This window comes from Mesorhizobium sp. WSM4832, from assembly GCF_055811115.1.
The window spans coordinates 79,199-93,630 of the sequence record NZ_JBVVQH010000028.1; the positions used below are offsets into that span (position 1 = coordinate 79,199).

Below are 14,432 nucleotides of genomic sequence, written 5' to 3' on the forward strand. Positions count from 1 at the left end.
GCCGCTCACATCCGCATCAGCAGGCCGCCATCGACGGCGAGCTCGATGCCGGTGATGTAGCTCGCGGCATCCGAGAGCAGGAACAGCGCGGCGTTGGCCATGTCCTGCGGCGTGCCGATGCGGCCGAGGGGGGTATAGCTCGCCACGGCGGCGCGCTTCTCCTCGGTGTCCCAACGCGCCTGCAGCGGCGTCAGCGCCATGCCGGGGCATATCGAGTTGGAGCGGATGCCGTCGGCGGCAAGCTGCATGGCCAGCGACTTGGACAGCGCGCAGACGCCCGCCTTCGAGGCCTGATACGCGTCCTGCGGTTTCGGATCGCCGCGATACCACTGGATGGTCGAGAAATGCACCATGGCGCCGCCACGGCCGCCGGCGCGCATATGCGGAACGACGGCGCGAGCCGTATGCACGAAGGATTTCAGATTGATGTTGAAGACCTGGTCCCAGACATCAAGGTCCATATCGAGCGCTGACTTGTCGCGACCGAACCACAGAACGCCGGCGACATTGGCGAGAAAGTCGATGCCGCCACGCTCGCGGCCGGCGGCATCGATGGTTTGCTCGACGAAAGCGGCATCGGTCAAATCACCCTGCGCGAAGGTCAGTCTGTCGTCATAGGCGGCGAGCGAGGCCGGGCGAGGCTTGATGTCGATGGCGGTCACGGAGGCGCCTGCGTCGAGCAGCGCCAACGCGATCGCTTCGCCCATGCCGCCACCCGCTCCGGTGACGACCGCATGCCTGCCGGTGAAATCAAAGACGACCATCTGTCCCTCTCTTGTTGGCGCCAGAGACGCGTTTTGCGCCAGGACGCGACGGGCGGACAATAGGGGCGGGCAAAAAATCCAAGTGGCAGCGCCATTTTCTCAGCTGCGCCCTCCAGATCGACGACAACCGGCGCGTCGCGATCAGTTCCGCTGATCGTTGGGTCAAGCGAATTGGTGTGACATTGAAGGCGACGCTCCCTAAATCAAGCCGCTCAAGGAGCGGCTGATGGCGGCGGAAGCAATCTCTGAGGGCAGGACCGGCGGCGATTTCTTGGACGGCGTGCGGCTGTCGATGCCGGTCGTCGTCGCCTCGGCGCCGTTCGCGGTGCTGTTCGGCACGATCGCGGTCGACAATGGATTCTCCGTCCTCGAAGCCTTCCTGATGAGCGCCATGATCTATGGTGGCGCCAGCCAGATGGTCGGCATCGAACTGTTCGGCCAGCATGTCGCGCCATGGCTGATCGTGCTGTCGATCTTCGCGGTGAATTTCCGCCATGTGCTCTATTCGGCGGGCATCGGCAGGCGCATCGCGCATTGGCCGGTGCTGCAGCAGGCGCTCGGCTATTTCATCCTGACCGATCCGCAATTTGCCATCGCCGAGGCGAGGGCGGAGTCCGGCCGTCCGGTCGGTTTCGTCTGGTATCTGGGGCTCGGCCTGCCGGTCTATCTCTTCTGGGTGATCGAAAGCGGCTTGGGTGCTGTGTTCGGCAAGATGATCCCGGACACGCATGCGCTGGGCATCGATTTCCTGCTGCCGATCTATTTCCTCGGCCTTGTGCTCGGCTTCCGCAAGCGGCCGCTTTGGGCGCCCGTCGTCGCCGCCAGCGCCGTCGCCTCGATCATTGCCTACAGAACCGTCGGCTCGCCTTGGCATGTCTCGATCGGCGCGGTCGCCGGCGTTCTGCTGGCGGTGATCCTGCCGCCGCACCATAGCGGCGTGGGCAAGCGGCCATGAGCACGACCTTCTGGATCATCCTTGCCGGCGCTGTCGCAACCTATCTGACCCGCGTCGGCGGCCATCTCGTTATATCGCGCTTCGAGACAATCCATCCGCGCGTCGAGGCCGGCCTCAACGCCGTGCCGGCCGCTGTGCTGACGACGCTCGTCGCGCCGGAGCTGCTGCATGCCGGGCCCGCCGAATGGGCGGCGCTGATCGTCACAGTGCTGGTCTCGCTGCGCGGCGGGTTGATGGCGATGTTCCTGACTGGTGCCGCGGTGTTGATCCTGGCGCGCCAGTTCGTCGGCTGATTTCGTCGGTGGGATCATTCCGAACGTCGGCGCTGCCCCTCATTGCCCTGCTGGGCATTTCTCCCCGTTAAGGGGAGAAAGAAGCTGACCTCAGATCTTGGCGTCGTGGGGCAGCGGCGCGGTGGCTTTCTCCAGCCAGGCCAGCGTCTCGCCGTCGACCATCGGGCCGATCTCCGCCAGCACCCGGGCATGATACCGGTCGAGCCACTGCAGCTCGTCCCGATGCAGCAGGTCGGTGCGGATCAGCCGCTTGTCGATCGGCGCCAGCGTCAGCGTCTCGAAGCCGTGCATGGCGGCGTCGCCGCCTTCGATCGGCTCCGCCGGCGTGACCAGGATCAGGTTCTCGATGCGGATGCCGTAGGCGCCTTCCTTGTAGTAGCCCGGCTCGTTGGACAGCATCATGCCGGCAAGCAGTTTTTCCGTGCCGGTGCGGGCAATGCGCTGCGGGCCTTCATGCACGGCGAGATAGGAGCCGACGCCGTGGCCGGTGCCGTGGGCGAAGTCGCAGCCATGCTTCCACAGCGCCACGCGGGCAACGGCGTCGATTTCCGAGCCGCGCGTGCCGGCAGGGAAACGCAGCGTCGAGATGCCGATCATGCCCTTCAGCACCAGCGTGAAGCGCTCGCGCATCTCTTCGGTGGGCTGGCCGATCGGCACGGTGCGGGTGATGTCGGTTGTGCCGTCCTGATACTGGCCGCCGGAATCGAGCAAAAACAGCTCGCCGCTCTGCAGCTTTTGGCTGGTGGCGCGCGAGACGCGGTAGTGCATGATGGCGCCGTTCGGGCCGGCGCCGGAAATCGTGTCGAACGAGACGTCGCGCAGCGGCATCTGCGTTTCCTCGCCGGTCCGCCGGCGTACCTCCTCGAGCTTGGTGACCACCGCAATCTCGTCGAGCGTGCCGGGCTTCTGCCTGTCGAGCCAGCAAAGCAGCCTGGCGATCGCGGCCCCGTCGCGGCGATGCGCGGCGCGGCTGCCGGCGATCTCGGCCTGGTTCTTGGTGGCGCGCGGGATGCGCGCAGGGTCGGCGGCCAGCACGACGGTGCCGCCATTGTCCTCGACCAGCATTCTAAGCTTTTCCGCCGCCAGCACCGGATCGAGCGCGATCTTGGCGCCGTTCCCAGCCAGCTCGGCAATGGCGGCTTCGAATTCGTCCGGATCATGCAGATCGGCGAGCTGGGTGAGATAGGCCGCGACCTGGCGCGGGAATTTGCGCTGGTCCATGAACAGCTGATGCTTGCCGTCGGCGGCGAGGACTGCGAAGCCGAGCGCCAGCGGCGTGTGCGGCACGTCGCCGCCACGGATGTTGAAGGCCCAGGCTATTGAAGAGGGGTCGGTCAGCACGGCGTGGGTGGCGCCCTCCTTTTCAATCGCGCCCGCCAGCCGCGCCAGCTTGTCCTTGGCGAGTTCGCCGGCAAGGTTTTGCGGATGGATCTCGACAGGCGCGCGCGGCGGTTCCGGCTGGTCCTTCCAGATGATATCGATGGGGTTCCTGTCGAGCGGCACCAAAGTCGCGCCGGATTGCTCGGCCGACGCCTTCAGCGCCTTGATCTCGCCGACCGTATGCAGCCAGGGGTCGAAGCCGAGACGCGCGCCCTTGCCGAGATTGTCCTTGGTCCAGGATGCCGGCGGATTGTCGATGAGGCTTTCGACGGTAAAGATCGAAAGGTCGACCTCGTTGCGCACCTGCAGCGTGTAGCGGCCGTCGACGAAGATAAAGGCGCGGTCGCGCAGGATGATGGCGACGCCGGCCGAACCGGAAAAACCGGTCAGCCATTTCAGCCGCGCCGAACGGTCGGCGACATATTCGCCCTGATGCTCGTCCGCGCGGGGGACAAGGAAGCCGTCCAAGCCATTTTCCGCCAGCCATTGCCGCAGCAGCGCCACACGCGGCTTGCCAACGGTCGGATCACCAGCGGAATCAAAGGTCTGGAACATGGTGGCGTCTCCCTCGAATGATCTGCCAAGAACCTAGCGCATGGCCCGGCAAACCGGAATCGATTTCGACCGGGCCAGACAGCTTCGGCTTGGGCAGGTCTCAGCGCTTGAGGTGGATAGTCACCCAGCCCTCGCGATGCAGGGTGCGGACGTGGCGGAAGCTTTGGCCGACATAGGCCGAGATCACGGCGTCGCGCTGCCGGTCGAGGATGCCGGAAAGCACTAGCGAACCGCCGAGCCTGACGTGCCTGGCCATCTCAGGCGCGAGCCGCATCAGCGGCCGGGCCAGGATGTTGGCGACGATCAGGTCGAAGGGCGCGCGGCTGGCGAAGATCGGATGATGGAAGCCGGGCGCCGTCACCGTCTCGACCAGCGCCTTCACGTGGTTGAGGCGGGCATTTGCGGCGGCGACCCGGACGGCGACCGGATCGATGTCAGTCGCCAGCACCGGGATATGCGCGAGCTTGGCAAGCGCGATCGCAAGCACCGCGCTGCCGGTGCCGAGGTCGAGCGCGTTGCGCGGTTTCTCGCGCCGCACAACCAGGTCCAGCACTTCAAGGCAGCCGGCGGTGGTGCCGTGATGGCCGGTACCGAATGCCAAGCCCGCCTCGATCTCTATCGCAAGGTCGCCGCTATGGCGCTTGGCCCGGTCGTGCGACCCGTGAACAAGGAAGCGACCCGCGCGCACCGGCTTCAAGCCTTCCAGCGAGAGCGACACCCAGTCGATGTCGGGGATGGCCTCGCGCTCGACGGGTTTCGGCAGGCCAAGACCTGCCAGGATATCCTTGACGCGCGCTTCGACGGGATCGACGTCGCCATCGGCATAGACCGATACCTCGTGGATGTCTTTTTCCTCGTCGAGCTCCAGCACGGCGATCGGCAGGCCGTCATCCTCAAAGGCGGCGTCGAGCGCCGCAAAGATGCGGTCTGCTTCAATCTTGCCTGCGGTGAGATGGAGCCGGGTCTGCCCCATCAGGTTTGGCCGCCGGCTGCCAGCCGCTTCAGCTTGGCGACCGCGGTGTCGGCGCTTTCGCCATAGGCGATGGTGCCGGCAAAATCGCCCCTGGCATTGAGCAGCAGCACCGAAGCCGTATGGTCCATCGTGTAGTCGCCGTCGCCGGTGTCGACCTTCTTCCAGTAGATGCCGAAGGCCTTGGCCATGGCGTGCACCTTGTCCGCATCGCCGGTGATGCCGGTGATGCGGTCGGAGAAGTTGCTGACATAGGTGTTCATCGTCTCCGGCGTGTCGCGCTCCGGATCGACGGTGACGAAATAGGCGTTGAGGTTCTTGCCGCTGTCGCCCATCGTCTTCAGCCAGCCGGCCAGTTCGAACAATGTCGTCGGGCAGACTTCCGGGCAATGGGTGAAGCCGAAGAACACGACGCTCGGGTGGCCCCTGAACGCCGCCTCGGTGATCGGCGCGCCTTTCTGGTCGACCAGCGTGAAGGGCGCGCCGAAGGGTTCGCCGCCATAATGACCGCGGTACCAGTCGAATGTCAGCCAGCCGATGCCCGCCGCCATCAGGACGAGAATGCCGACTAGGATTGAACGCATCATCTGTGAATGTCCGTCGCTTTGGCTAGAAGCCAAGTTTCGGCGACAGTCTTAGCCGGTCGGCGCCGGGTGCGCAAAGATGTCGCGTTGCCGCAAGCGATAGGCGACGCGACGCGGTCGCGGACCGGCTTGCAAACGCCACGATCCTGTCCCACCTGACATCGGCAAACGCGAACCGAGGAGGCAACCTTTGCGAAAACTGATCGGCTTATTCGCCGCATGTCTTGCCCTCAGCGCCGGGCCGACCATGGCCGACGAGGTCGGCAAAGTCGGTGTCGACTGGGTCGGCAACGACATCATGATCGACGCGATCAAAGACCCGAAAGTCGACGGCGTCACCTGCCATGTCGCCTATTTTGACCGCAGCATCATCGACCGGTTGCACAAGGGCAACTGGTTCGAGGATCCTTCCGATTCCTCGATTTCCTGCCGCCAGACCGGGCCGATCAGCATCGGCGACATCGACATGAGCGAGGGCGGCGAGGAAGTGTTCAAGCAGGGCCTCAGCCTGATCTGGAAGAAGCAGGTGGTGAACCGCATCTACGACAAGAAGAACGAGACGCTGATCTATCTGTCGCATTCGCGCCAGGTGCAGAACGGCTCGGCCAAGATGTCGGTCACGACCGTGCCGCTCTTCGGCCAGAGCGTGGTGTGGACGAAGGGCAAGCCGCAATAGGCCCAAAGCGCGTCGCGATCTTTCAGGTTCGCTCCATGCGCTTTGTCTTGATGCATGTCGTTGTCCCAGAACCGCTGCGCACTTCTGGGCGACATGCATTGGTTTTTGATTTTGCGCATGTCTTTGTCCCGAAACCGGTTCCCACTTTCGGGAGACATGCTTTGAGCGGTCCCGCTTGCGGGACCGATCGCTCGGGCGTAAAGCCGCGCCATGGACCGCCCTGAAAACCTCGTTCTCAAGGACCCCGAGCCGCGCATCCATCCGACCGCGGAGTTGAAGGCGTGCAAGCTCGGCCGCTACGCCTCGATCGGCGAGCGGGTGATCCTGCGCGAGGTGACGGTCGGCGACTTCTCCTATTTCGAGCGTCATTGCGAAGCGATCTATACGACGATCGGCAAGTTCTGCTCGATCGCCGCCAACAGCCGCATCAACGCGCTCGAGCACCCAATCGAGCGGCTGACGCAGCACAAGGTCAGCTACCGGCCGAACGAGTATTTCCGCTGGCTGGGCGTCGACACGGGATTCCGCGCGCGGCGGCAGGCGAAATCGGTCAGCATCGGCCACGATGTCTGGATCGGCCATGGCGCGGTCATCATGCCGGGCGTCGCGATCGGCAATGGTGCCGTCATCGGCGCCAATGCCGTGGTGACGCATGACGTTCCAGCCTACACGATCGTCGCCGGCGTGCCGGCAAAGCCGTTGCGCCGGCGGTTCTCGGCCGCCGTCGCGGCGCGTATCGAGACCCTCGCCTGGTGGGACTGGGCGCCCGAGAAACTGGCCGACGCAATCCCCGACATGCAGGCCATGCCGATCGAAGCCTTCCTCGATCGCTGGGAAGATAACACCTGCTGAGGCGAACCAGCGGCGGAACGCCATCTGGCGCTGAGGCGCTTCCTGGTTTCTACGCTCCGCCCTCGGGGATAGTTGCCCCTTCCGCCATGCGGGGGTGGCGCAGCGGAAGGGGCTGGAGGTAAACCGCCGTGAAGCGGAAGGAACAGGCTTTTGGCCTGCACCGGCACTATGGCAAACAACGGATAAGGTGTTTTTTCATGCGCCTGCGCTTTCTGCGTGTATTCGATTGCGGCAGCATGCAAGCTTGAAAATTCAAGCCTTTGGAACCAGACACGGCGGCAGCTTGTTTCTTCGCAAGCGCCCGCCCATCCATGTTTTCGAGGATTTGAATGATCGAGAGGATTTTCACAAGGATTGCCAATTGGGTGGCTCATGTGGCCGGCCTGGCCCCGACCTTTTTTGCCTGTGTGCTGATCGTCGTCGTCTGGGCAGTGACCGGGCCATTCTTCGGGTTTTCGGATACCTGGCAACTCGTCATCAACACCGGCACCACCATCATCACCTTCCTGATGGTGTTCCTGATCCAGAACACCCAGAACCGCGACGGCGCGGCGATCCAAGCCAAGCTCGACGAGCTGATCAGGGTCAGCCGGGCGCATAACACCTTCATTGGCATCGAACACCTGACCGAATCCGAGGTCGAGGAGATCCGCGAAAAATGCGAAAGGGCCGCAAAGCGGCATGACCGGGAGGTCGCCGCGGCGGCCGTCAAGAAGGCCGCGCAAAAGCACTCCGCCAAAAAACACGCGGCTTGAGCGCAGCCTTGTCGTTTGGGGCACGACCTTTGCGAACTGAAGCTTGGCGCAATAAGAGCCGGCTTTCGACTCGTGCGGGGTTCTCTAGCGGTTCATAAAGGCCGCGAACGCCTCCTTGTGATCGGGATGCCAGCGCGACAAGGCAGGACGGTTCTCGATGATGTCGCCGATCGCCCAGGCCATGCGCTTTTCATCGGTCGGCCGCGCGACCTCGTTGTCGGGGCACAGGATATAGAAGTCGTCGTCCATCAGCGATGTCAGCATGAAGTCGATCACCTGCTCGCCGGTCCAGGCGCCGGCGGGTTTTTCCGTCGCCCCTTCGGTCAGGCCGGTATAGGTGAAGCCGGGGATCAGCAAATGCGCCGACAGCTTCGCTCCGGGCTCGTTGCGCAGCGCATGCGCCAGTCCTTCGGTAAACGTCTTCACGCCGGCCTTGGAGACGTTGTAGGCGAGATTGCCGGGCGGCGTGGTGATGCCCTGCTTGGATCCGGTGTTGACGATCAGGCCCGGCTTTCCAGCGGCGAGCATGCGCGGCGCGAAGGCCTCGACGCCATGCACGACACCCCAGAAATTGATGTCGAGCAGCCGCTTCCAGGCGTCGCGGTTCTCCCACGGTTTGCCCGGATTGTTGCCGACGCCGGCATTGTTCATCAGCACCGACACCGCGCCGAAGGCACCGTGAGCGAGTTCCGCCAGCCGGTCGACCTCGTCGGGCTTGGAGACGTCGGTGGGGATCGGGAGAACGGCATCGTCTCCGCCGATTACCGCTACGGCCTGCTTTGCCTGGTCGAGGCGCACGCCGCCGATATCGGCCAGAACCGTCTTCATGCCCATCGCCGCGAACCGTTTTGCGGCGGCAAGGCCGATGCCGCTGGCGCCGCCGGTGATGACGGCGACATTGCCGGAGGCGAAAGCGGGCAGGGCGGTCTGGATTTGGGCGTCGCTGGTCATGATTTTCGATCCTTGTTCGGTCGCGCCGAACTTAACGCCGAGCGCCGCCGAGACAAGGCCGGTTCGTTCCAACGGGTTGACCGCTAGAGCGGCAACGGGTTGACGGCAAGAGCCGCAACGGGTTGACCGCCAGAGCGGCAACGGGTTGGCGGCAAGAGCCGCAACGGGTTGATGGCAAGAGCCGCAACGGGTTGACCGCGATGGCACCCACCGCGCATGTTGTCCTGAAAAAGGAGCTCGGCATTTGACCGATTGGATCGAAATCCTGAAGGAGCAGACCGTCAACGGCGACGAGATGGGCCGCGAGGTGCCGAAGATGCTTGCCAATCCCGATATCAGCGAGGCGCAGGTGAAAACGCTGTTTGCCGCGCTGGAGAAGCAGGCGGACTTCGCCGAAAAGCTGCGGCTTGCGCTGGAGAAGTTCGGCCATGATTTTTCGATCATCAAGGCGGCCGAGCGGCTTGAAGAGCGCTATGCCGACCTTGCCGCCTCGGTGGCCGAGAAGCTGAAGGCGATGCGGAAGTAAGAACCGCTACTTTTCGATGAGCCGCTCGAAGCGCCTGTCCGGCACGAACCATATCATCGCCACAGCCACATAGAGCGCGACGCCGATCCACTGGCTGACGAAAGTGAGCAGCACGCCTGCGATATAGATCGCCAGCGAGATCTTGCCTTTGCGGTCACGGCCCACTGCCTTGGCAAAGGTCGTGTCCGCGCCATGCAGATGGCGCAGCTCGACGACGAGGATGTAGTAAGCGAGCGCGCAGAGAGCGAGGTCGATGCCATAGACGGCGACGGGCACCGGCGCGAAATGGTTCTCGCCCATGAAGGCGGTCGTCACCGGCATCAGCGACAGCCAGAACAGCAAGTGCAGGTTCGCCCATAGCACGCGGCCATCGACCCGCTGAACGGTGTGGAACATGTTGTGCAGGTTGTTCCAGTAGATGCCGACGTTGATGAAGGACAGCACGTAGCTGAAGAAGATTGGCCACAAGGGTTCCAGCGCTGAAAAGTCCTCGCCGTGCGGCACTTTCAGCTCCAGCACCATTATGGTGATGATGATGGCGACGACGCCATCGGTGAATGCTTCGACCCGTCCCTTGCCCATGATTCCTTCCTCGTTGATGACGAACGTTACGGGAGGACGGCGCGCCTGACCATCCTGCCAGCATTGTCAGGAGCGCGTTTGGCAGGCGCAACATCGGTCATTACATGGGCGTTGGGCTCGCAACGCTGGAGGTGATGATGACCAGCTACGCTCAAACCATGACGCGCGACAATGAGCTCGGCGGTGGCGCCGCGATGGCTGCCGTCGCCGCCATGATCGCCGCGCTCTTTGCAGGCAGCACCGCGCTGACGCCGCTCTACGTGATCTACAAGCAGGCCTTCGGCTTCTCGCAGATCACGCTGACCCTGGTCTATGCAGTTTACGTGGTCGGCAATCTGGCGGCGCTGCTGTTTTTCGGCCGGCTGTCGGATGCCATCGGCCGCCGTCCGGCGGCGCTCGCGGCAATGGTCGTCGCTATGGTCAGCGCGCTGTTGTTCCTGTTAGCCGAAAACCTGGCGTGGCTCGATGTCGCCCGTATCCTCAGCGGGCTTGGCATCGGCGTCGGCGCGGGAACCGGCACCGCGTGGCTCGCCGAACTGATCGAAGGCGAGGACAAGTCGCGCGCCGCCATCATCGCCACCAGCACCAACTTCGTCGGTCTTGGCCTCGGCGCTCTGATATCGGGACTGCTTGCCGAATACGCGCCCTGGCCGCTCAGGCTGACATTTGCCGTCTACCTCGCTCTGCTGGTGCTGGTCACGCTGCTGGTCTGGCGCACGCGCGAGACGGTGACTGAGCGGAGGCGGCTGTCCGACGTCCCGATGCGGCCGCGACTGTCTGTTCCAGACAGCATCCGCGCGCAATTCGTGGCGCCGGCTGTGACCGGCTTCGGCGCGATGGCTCTCGTCGGCTTCTATGCCGCGCTGGCGCCGAGCGTTCTGGCCCAGCAACTGCACGTCGCCAATCACGCCGAGGCCGGCGCACTGTTCTTCGAACTGGCAGTGGTGACTGCGGCGACTATCCTGGCGACGGCGCGACTGTCCAGCCGCTTCACGATGCTCGCTGCGCTTGTCCTGATGATCCCGACCGTGGCGCTGATCGTTGCAGCGCAAGTCTTCGCCTCGATGGCCATCATGATCGGCGGCACCGCCTTGTGCGGCGTGGCGGCTGCCTTCGGTTATCGCGGCAGCCTGCAAGTGGTGAACCAGATCGCGCCGGCAGACCGCCGCGCCGAAGTGGTGTCGGCCTTCTTTATCTGCTGCTTCTGCGGCAACGCACTGCCGGTGATCGGCATCGGCGTGTTGTCGAGCCTGGCGAATGCGACGACGGCGAGCCTGGCCTTTGCCGGCATGATCATCGTCTTCTCGCTCGTGGCGCTCGGCTTCGGCGCCAAATACGCGCGATAGGACTCAACTGTTCGGTGTCTCCGGCAGGAGTTGCGCGCGCTGGCGAGGCACGCCGAGGCCGGTGTCGGGCGGCTCGCCCGCGGCCGGCCGGTCCTCGATCATATGCATCGTGCGCCAACGGCCGAAGCGGTAATAGGCGGCGGCCAGCACCAGCGAAGCAATCGAGCCGGCCGGAAAGCTCCACCACAGCGCTTCCTGGCCGATGACGCTTCGCATGGAATAGGCAAAGCCGGTGCGCACGATCAGCACCGAGATGATCAGGATGATCAGCGGCGGCATGACGGCGCCGGTGGCGCGCACCGTGGCGAACAAGACGATGGTGATGCCGAACAGGATGAACGACCAGGACGCCACCTTGTTGATGTGGGCGGCGATGTCGATCGCGGTGCTGTCACCGATGAGGAAAAGGCTCAGCACCGCGCGGTCGAAGACGAAAAGCAGGGCCACCAGCGCGCCGGTCAGCACCAGGTTGAAGCCGACGCCCGAGGCCGCGACCTTGCCGATACGATCCCAGCGCCCGGCGCCGACATTCTGCGCCGCCATCGAGGAGACCGCGGCGCCGATGGCCAAGGCGGGCATCTGGATATAGGTCCAGAGCTGCGCCGCGATGCCGTAAGCGGCGGCGACCTGCGAACCGTAGGAATTGACGATGCCCATCACGGTCAGCGCGGCGGCCGAGATCACGATCATCTGCAGGCCCATCGGAATGCCCTTGAAGACGACGATGCGCAGCAGTGCCGGGTCGGGCCGGAGCAGAGCGAGGTCGGCGCCCGCCAGCCTGAGCGGATGTTTGCGCACATAGAGCACGATCAGTATGGCGATGACGCTTACCGTCTGGCCCACAAGCGTCGAGGTTGCCGAGCCGGCGATGCCAAGCGCGGGGAAGGGACCGATGCCGCGGATCAGCAGCGGATTGAGCACGACGTCGAGAACCACCGCCAGCGCCATGAAGACAAACGGGGTTCGCGAATCGCCGGCGCCGCGCAGCACGGTCATGACGAAGGACAAAAGGTTCATCATCGGCACGGCGATAAAGATGATGCGCAGATAGGCCCGCGCCAGCGGCAGGGCATCCGCCGGCGTGCCGAGCCCGGTCAGGATGGCGTCGACCCAGACCCAGCCGCAGACGGCGAACACCACCGAGACCAGGAAGAAGAAGGTGGCGCTGGTGCCAACGATGCGCTTTGCCTCCGGCAGGTCGCGGGCGCCGACCGATTGCGCGACCAGGATGGTCGCAGCCATGCCGATGCCGAAGACCGTGCCGAGGATAAGGAACAGCACGAGATTGGCGTTGGAGGTGGCGGTCAGCGCCGCCTCGCCGAGGAAGCGGCCGACCCAGACGGAATTGATCGAGCCGTTGAGCGACTGCAGCACGTTCGAGCCAAGCACCGGCAGCGCGAACAAAAGCAGCGTGCGCGCGATCGGCCCGCTGGTCAGGTCGCCGACGCGCTGGCGGGCGGGCTTTTTGTCATCCATGGCAGGCACCGAAATTGAATCAGGCCCGCGATGGTATCGCAGGCCTGATGCTCATGCATCCCATTACGCTTGGGTCCGCTAGCCGCAGCTGTCGGCAACCTATTACTGGGTGGTGTTTCCAGAAAGACCGGGCAGGGTGACCTGATAGATCAGGAAGGTGGTGTCGACATCGGCGCCATCCCCGGCCTTGTAGGGCGCGCCGACCTGGAAGCCATCCTGGGTGAGAAAATCGTTGTCGTTGGCGACAAACAGGAAATAGTCGTCGGGCAGCTTCGGATCGAGCACCGGAGCCAGCGACATCGCCTCCCACTTCTCCGAAAGGTTGTCCTTGTCGTTCGGCGCGCCATTGTGCAGGCCGAAGCGGCCGAGCTCGCCCTTATCGTTGATGTCGATGAACGGCGTCAGCTTGGCGGGCGTCACCGAGGCATCGACCACGCCCTTGGGCGCCACCGGCTTGTCGGCGGCATCGAACGGACCGTTGGCGATGTCGGTAGCGCCGGACAGGTCGACGATCTCGATCTTGCGGTAGGCCGACTCTTCGCCCTTGAGCCCCTGTCCGTTGCCGCTGTCGCGCGCCAGCAGCAGAAAACTCTTGTCGGAGAGCGCAACGATCTCGCTCTGTGCGGCCACCTTGGTCTTGCCCTTGGCGTCCTTGAACACCGGCAACGGCACGACATATTCGTGCGCCAACTTGAGATGGGCGAGGTCGGAGGCGTCGTAGACCAGCGCGCGAGTGTTTTGGCGCGTCGAACCGGAATCGCCGCCGTCCTGGCGGGCCGCCGACTGCAGCACGGCGATCAGGAACTTGCCGTCCGGCGTCATCGACATGCCTTCGAGGCCCTGGTTGTTCTGGCGCCCGGTCTCGGGATCCTTCGGATCGGGCTCGGCAGCACCCGGGCCCGGATTGTCGGAAGCGAAGTTCGGCTTGCCGTGGCGCATCGGCACCAGGGCGGCAGGCGGCTGCGTTGCCGACATCAGGTGGCCGTCGGCCGAGAAGCGGTAAATGTTCGGGCCATACTCGTCGGAGATGAGCATGGTGCCGTCCGGCAGGCGCACGATCGCCTCGTCATCGAGCGCCAGCTTGCCGTTGTCGGCCTGCGGCAGGATCGGCATGTCGCCTGCGGCCGGACGTACGCCGTTCAGCGGGTCGAGGCCGGTGGTGTCGGCGCCCTTGTCGTCGGTCAGAAGCATGGTGTCGGCAAGCGTCGCCCTGACGCCCGATTGTTCCTGACCGGCGGCGGGTGCTGCGCCCGGCGCGGTCGGGGTCAGCTCGATCGCGATCGTGTTGAGGCGGGCGCGATAGTCGGTGGTGCCGGCGACGTTGTAGCCGCGATCCGGCAGCAGCCAGAGCGAACCCTTGTAGCCGGCGCCGTCGCGGGCCCACGACTTGGCGTCGATCGCCATGCCGGAACCCGAACCGAACGTTTCGCCGAACTTGTCCTTCTGGCTGGCTGGGATGCGGCCGACGCCGACGAGGCCCTTGTTGACATAGGCGACGCCGTCGGCGAGCGCCGGGCTGAGAGCGGTGAACAGGGCAAGTGCCGCGCCGAGCGCGACGGTCCGGTTGAGATGCTTCATGGATATCCCCTTCTTGACGAGCATGAAGGAACGGGCGTCACATCGAACGCCGGTGCCTTTCCGCCCAGCGGGTCTAGGACGCCAACATGATACTTGCGTGACAGGAGGCGCCTCCACCTTCTCCCACAAGATCCTATGAGGGCGTGGATGGCGGCGCGATGTTTCGCCAAGATTGGTTTTCCACCCACG

15 protein-coding genes are annotated in these 14,432 nt (G+C 64.4%); 7 read left to right on the plus strand and 8 right to left on the minus strand.

Going from position 1 to position 14,432, the window contains the following annotated elements; all coding sequences use genetic code 11:
* Positions 1-5: 5 nt before the first annotated feature.
* Positions 6-764 carry an SDR family NAD(P)-dependent oxidoreductase gene (locus AC0L2L_RS30195; RefSeq protein ID WP_473583516.1) on the minus strand — a complete coding sequence of 253 codons (759 nt, stop codon included), beginning with the start codon at positions 762-764 and terminating at the stop codon, positions 6-8.
* A gap of 226 nt (positions 765-990) precedes the next feature.
* Here AC0L2L_RS30195 and AC0L2L_RS30200 point away from each other — a divergent pair, with 226 nt between their 5' ends.
* Positions 991-1,719, plus strand: a complete 729-nt coding sequence (locus AC0L2L_RS30200) for an AzlC family ABC transporter permease (RefSeq protein ID WP_473583517.1) — start codon at positions 991-993, stop codon at positions 1,717-1,719.
* A complete protein-coding gene (locus tag AC0L2L_RS30205; RefSeq protein WP_473583518.1) occupies positions 1,716-2,012 on the plus strand; it encodes an AzlD family protein in 297 nt (98 codons plus the stop codon). The genes AC0L2L_RS30200 and AC0L2L_RS30205 overlap by 4 nt, the downstream gene beginning before the upstream one ends.
* 90 nt (positions 2,013-2,102) lie before the next feature.
* Here AC0L2L_RS30205 and AC0L2L_RS30210 read toward each other — a convergent pair whose 3' ends face one another.
* The 3 genes from AC0L2L_RS30210 to AC0L2L_RS30220 all read right to left on the minus strand — a co-directional run bounded on the left by AC0L2L_RS30210 (position 2,103) and on the right by AC0L2L_RS30220 (position 5,504).
* A complete protein-coding gene (locus AC0L2L_RS30210) occupies positions 2,103-3,947 on the minus strand; it encodes an aminopeptidase P family protein (RefSeq protein WP_473583519.1) in 1,845 nt (614 codons plus the stop codon).
* A gap of 100 nt (positions 3,948-4,047) precedes the next feature.
* On the minus strand, positions 4,048-4,920 hold the full coding sequence (locus AC0L2L_RS30215; RefSeq protein WP_473583520.1) for a 50S ribosomal protein L11 methyltransferase: 873 nt from the start codon (positions 4,918-4,920) through the stop codon (positions 4,048-4,050).
* Complete coding sequence (locus AC0L2L_RS30220) at positions 4,920-5,504, minus strand: SCO family protein (protein WP_473583521.1); 585 nt, start codon at positions 5,502-5,504, stop codon at positions 4,920-4,922. Before AC0L2L_RS30220 ends, AC0L2L_RS30215 begins: the two co-directional genes overlap by 1 nt.
* A 244-nt stretch (positions 5,505-5,748) precedes the next feature.
* Here AC0L2L_RS30220 and AC0L2L_RS30225 point away from each other — a divergent pair, with 244 nt between their 5' ends.
* From AC0L2L_RS30225 to AC0L2L_RS30235, 3 genes are all read left to right on the plus strand, one after another.
* On the plus strand, positions 5,749-6,177 hold the full coding sequence (locus tag AC0L2L_RS30225; protein ID WP_084508285.1) for a CreA family protein: 429 nt from the start codon (positions 5,749-5,751) through the stop codon (positions 6,175-6,177).
* A gap of 210 nt (positions 6,178-6,387) precedes the next feature.
* Positions 6,388-7,029: a DapH/DapD/GlmU-related protein gene (locus AC0L2L_RS30230; RefSeq protein ID WP_473583522.1), complete on the plus strand. Its 642-nt coding sequence runs from the start codon at positions 6,388-6,390 to the stop codon at positions 7,027-7,029.
* Between the two features lie 329 nt (positions 7,030-7,358).
* Positions 7,359-7,784: a low affinity iron permease family protein gene (locus tag AC0L2L_RS30235; protein WP_473583523.1), complete on the plus strand. Its 426-nt coding sequence runs from the start codon at positions 7,359-7,361 to the stop codon at positions 7,782-7,784.
* Between the two features lie 84 nt (positions 7,785-7,868).
* On the opposite strand, the gene AC0L2L_RS30240 is transcribed toward AC0L2L_RS30235, so the two are convergent.
* Positions 7,869-8,735 carry an SDR family NAD(P)-dependent oxidoreductase gene (locus AC0L2L_RS30240; protein ID WP_473583524.1) on the minus strand — a complete coding sequence of 289 codons (867 nt, stop codon included), beginning with the start codon at positions 8,733-8,735 and terminating at the stop codon, positions 7,869-7,871.
* 244 nt (positions 8,736-8,979) lie between these two features.
* On the opposite strand from AC0L2L_RS30240, the gene AC0L2L_RS30245 reads away from it, so the two are divergent.
* A complete protein-coding gene (locus tag AC0L2L_RS30245) occupies positions 8,980-9,261 on the plus strand; it encodes a hypothetical protein (RefSeq protein ID WP_473583525.1) in 282 nt (93 codons plus the stop codon).
* A gap of 6 nt (positions 9,262-9,267) precedes the next feature.
* On the opposite strand, the gene AC0L2L_RS30250 is transcribed toward AC0L2L_RS30245, so the two are convergent.
* The gene (locus tag AC0L2L_RS30250) at positions 9,268-9,843 is read right to left on the minus strand and encodes a TMEM175 family protein (protein WP_473583526.1); all 576 of its coding nucleotides are present in this window, start codon (positions 9,841-9,843) and stop codon (positions 9,268-9,270) included.
* Between the two features lie 137 nt (positions 9,844-9,980).
* Between AC0L2L_RS30250 and AC0L2L_RS30255 the strand changes: the two genes are divergently transcribed.
* Complete coding sequence (locus AC0L2L_RS30255) at positions 9,981-11,189, plus strand: MFS transporter (protein ID WP_473583527.1); 1,209 nt, start codon at positions 9,981-9,983, stop codon at positions 11,187-11,189.
* Between the two features lie 3 nt (positions 11,190-11,192).
* Here the strand turns inward: AC0L2L_RS30255 and AC0L2L_RS30260 are convergent, their stop codons facing one another.
* On the minus strand, positions 11,193-12,665 hold the full coding sequence (locus AC0L2L_RS30260; protein ID WP_473583528.1) for an MATE family efflux transporter: 1,473 nt from the start codon (positions 12,663-12,665) through the stop codon (positions 11,193-11,195).
* Positions 12,666-12,767: 102 nt separating this feature from the next.
* The gene (locus tag AC0L2L_RS30265) at positions 12,768-14,243 is read right to left on the minus strand and encodes an esterase-like activity of phytase family protein (protein WP_473583529.1); all 1,476 of its coding nucleotides are present in this window, start codon (positions 14,241-14,243) and stop codon (positions 12,768-12,770) included.
* Between the last annotated feature and the right edge of the window lie 189 nt (positions 14,244-14,432).

What these genes read in the sequence shown, in the direction of transcription:
- AC0L2L_RS30195 (WP_473583516.1), bottom strand. Translation starts at nt 764, where the DNA reads ATGGTCGTCTTTGATTTCACCGGCAGGCATGCGGTCGTCACCGGAGCG.
- AC0L2L_RS30200 (WP_473583517.1), top strand. Translation starts at nt 991, where the DNA reads ATGGCGGCGGAAGCAATCTCTGAGGGCAGGACCGGCGGCGATTTCTTG.
- AC0L2L_RS30205 (WP_473583518.1), top strand. Translation starts at nt 1,716, where the DNA reads ATGAGCACGACCTTCTGGATCATCCTTGCCGGCGCTGTCGCAACCTAT.
- AC0L2L_RS30210 (WP_473583519.1), bottom strand. Translation starts at nt 3,947, where the DNA reads ATGTTCCAGACCTTTGATTCCGCTGGTGATCCGACCGTTGGCAAGCCG.
- AC0L2L_RS30215 (WP_473583520.1), bottom strand. Translation starts at nt 4,920, where the DNA reads ATGGGGCAGACCCGGCTCCATCTCACCGCAGGCAAGATTGAAGCAGAC.
- AC0L2L_RS30220 (WP_473583521.1), bottom strand. Translation starts at nt 5,504, where the DNA reads ATGATGCGTTCAATCCTAGTCGGCATTCTCGTCCTGATGGCGGCGGGC.
- AC0L2L_RS30225 (WP_084508285.1), top strand. Translation starts at nt 5,749, where the DNA reads ATGGCCGACGAGGTCGGCAAAGTCGGTGTCGACTGGGTCGGCAACGAC.
- AC0L2L_RS30230 (WP_473583522.1), top strand. Translation starts at nt 6,388, where the DNA reads ATGGACCGCCCTGAAAACCTCGTTCTCAAGGACCCCGAGCCGCGCATC.
- AC0L2L_RS30235 (WP_473583523.1), top strand. Translation starts at nt 7,359, where the DNA reads ATGATCGAGAGGATTTTCACAAGGATTGCCAATTGGGTGGCTCATGTG.
- AC0L2L_RS30240 (WP_473583524.1), bottom strand. Translation starts at nt 8,735, where the DNA reads ATGACCAGCGACGCCCAAATCCAGACCGCCCTGCCCGCTTTCGCCTCC.
- AC0L2L_RS30250 (WP_473583526.1), bottom strand. Translation starts at nt 9,843, where the DNA reads ATGGGCAAGGGACGGGTCGAAGCATTCACCGATGGCGTCGTCGCCATC.
- AC0L2L_RS30255 (WP_473583527.1), top strand. Translation starts at nt 9,981, where the DNA reads ATGACCAGCTACGCTCAAACCATGACGCGCGACAATGAGCTCGGCGGT.
- AC0L2L_RS30260 (WP_473583528.1), bottom strand. Translation starts at nt 12,665, where the DNA reads ATGGATGACAAAAAGCCCGCCCGCCAGCGCGTCGGCGACCTGACCAGC.
- AC0L2L_RS30265 (WP_473583529.1), bottom strand. Translation starts at nt 14,243, where the DNA reads ATGAAGCATCTCAACCGGACCGTCGCGCTCGGCGCGGCACTTGCCCTG.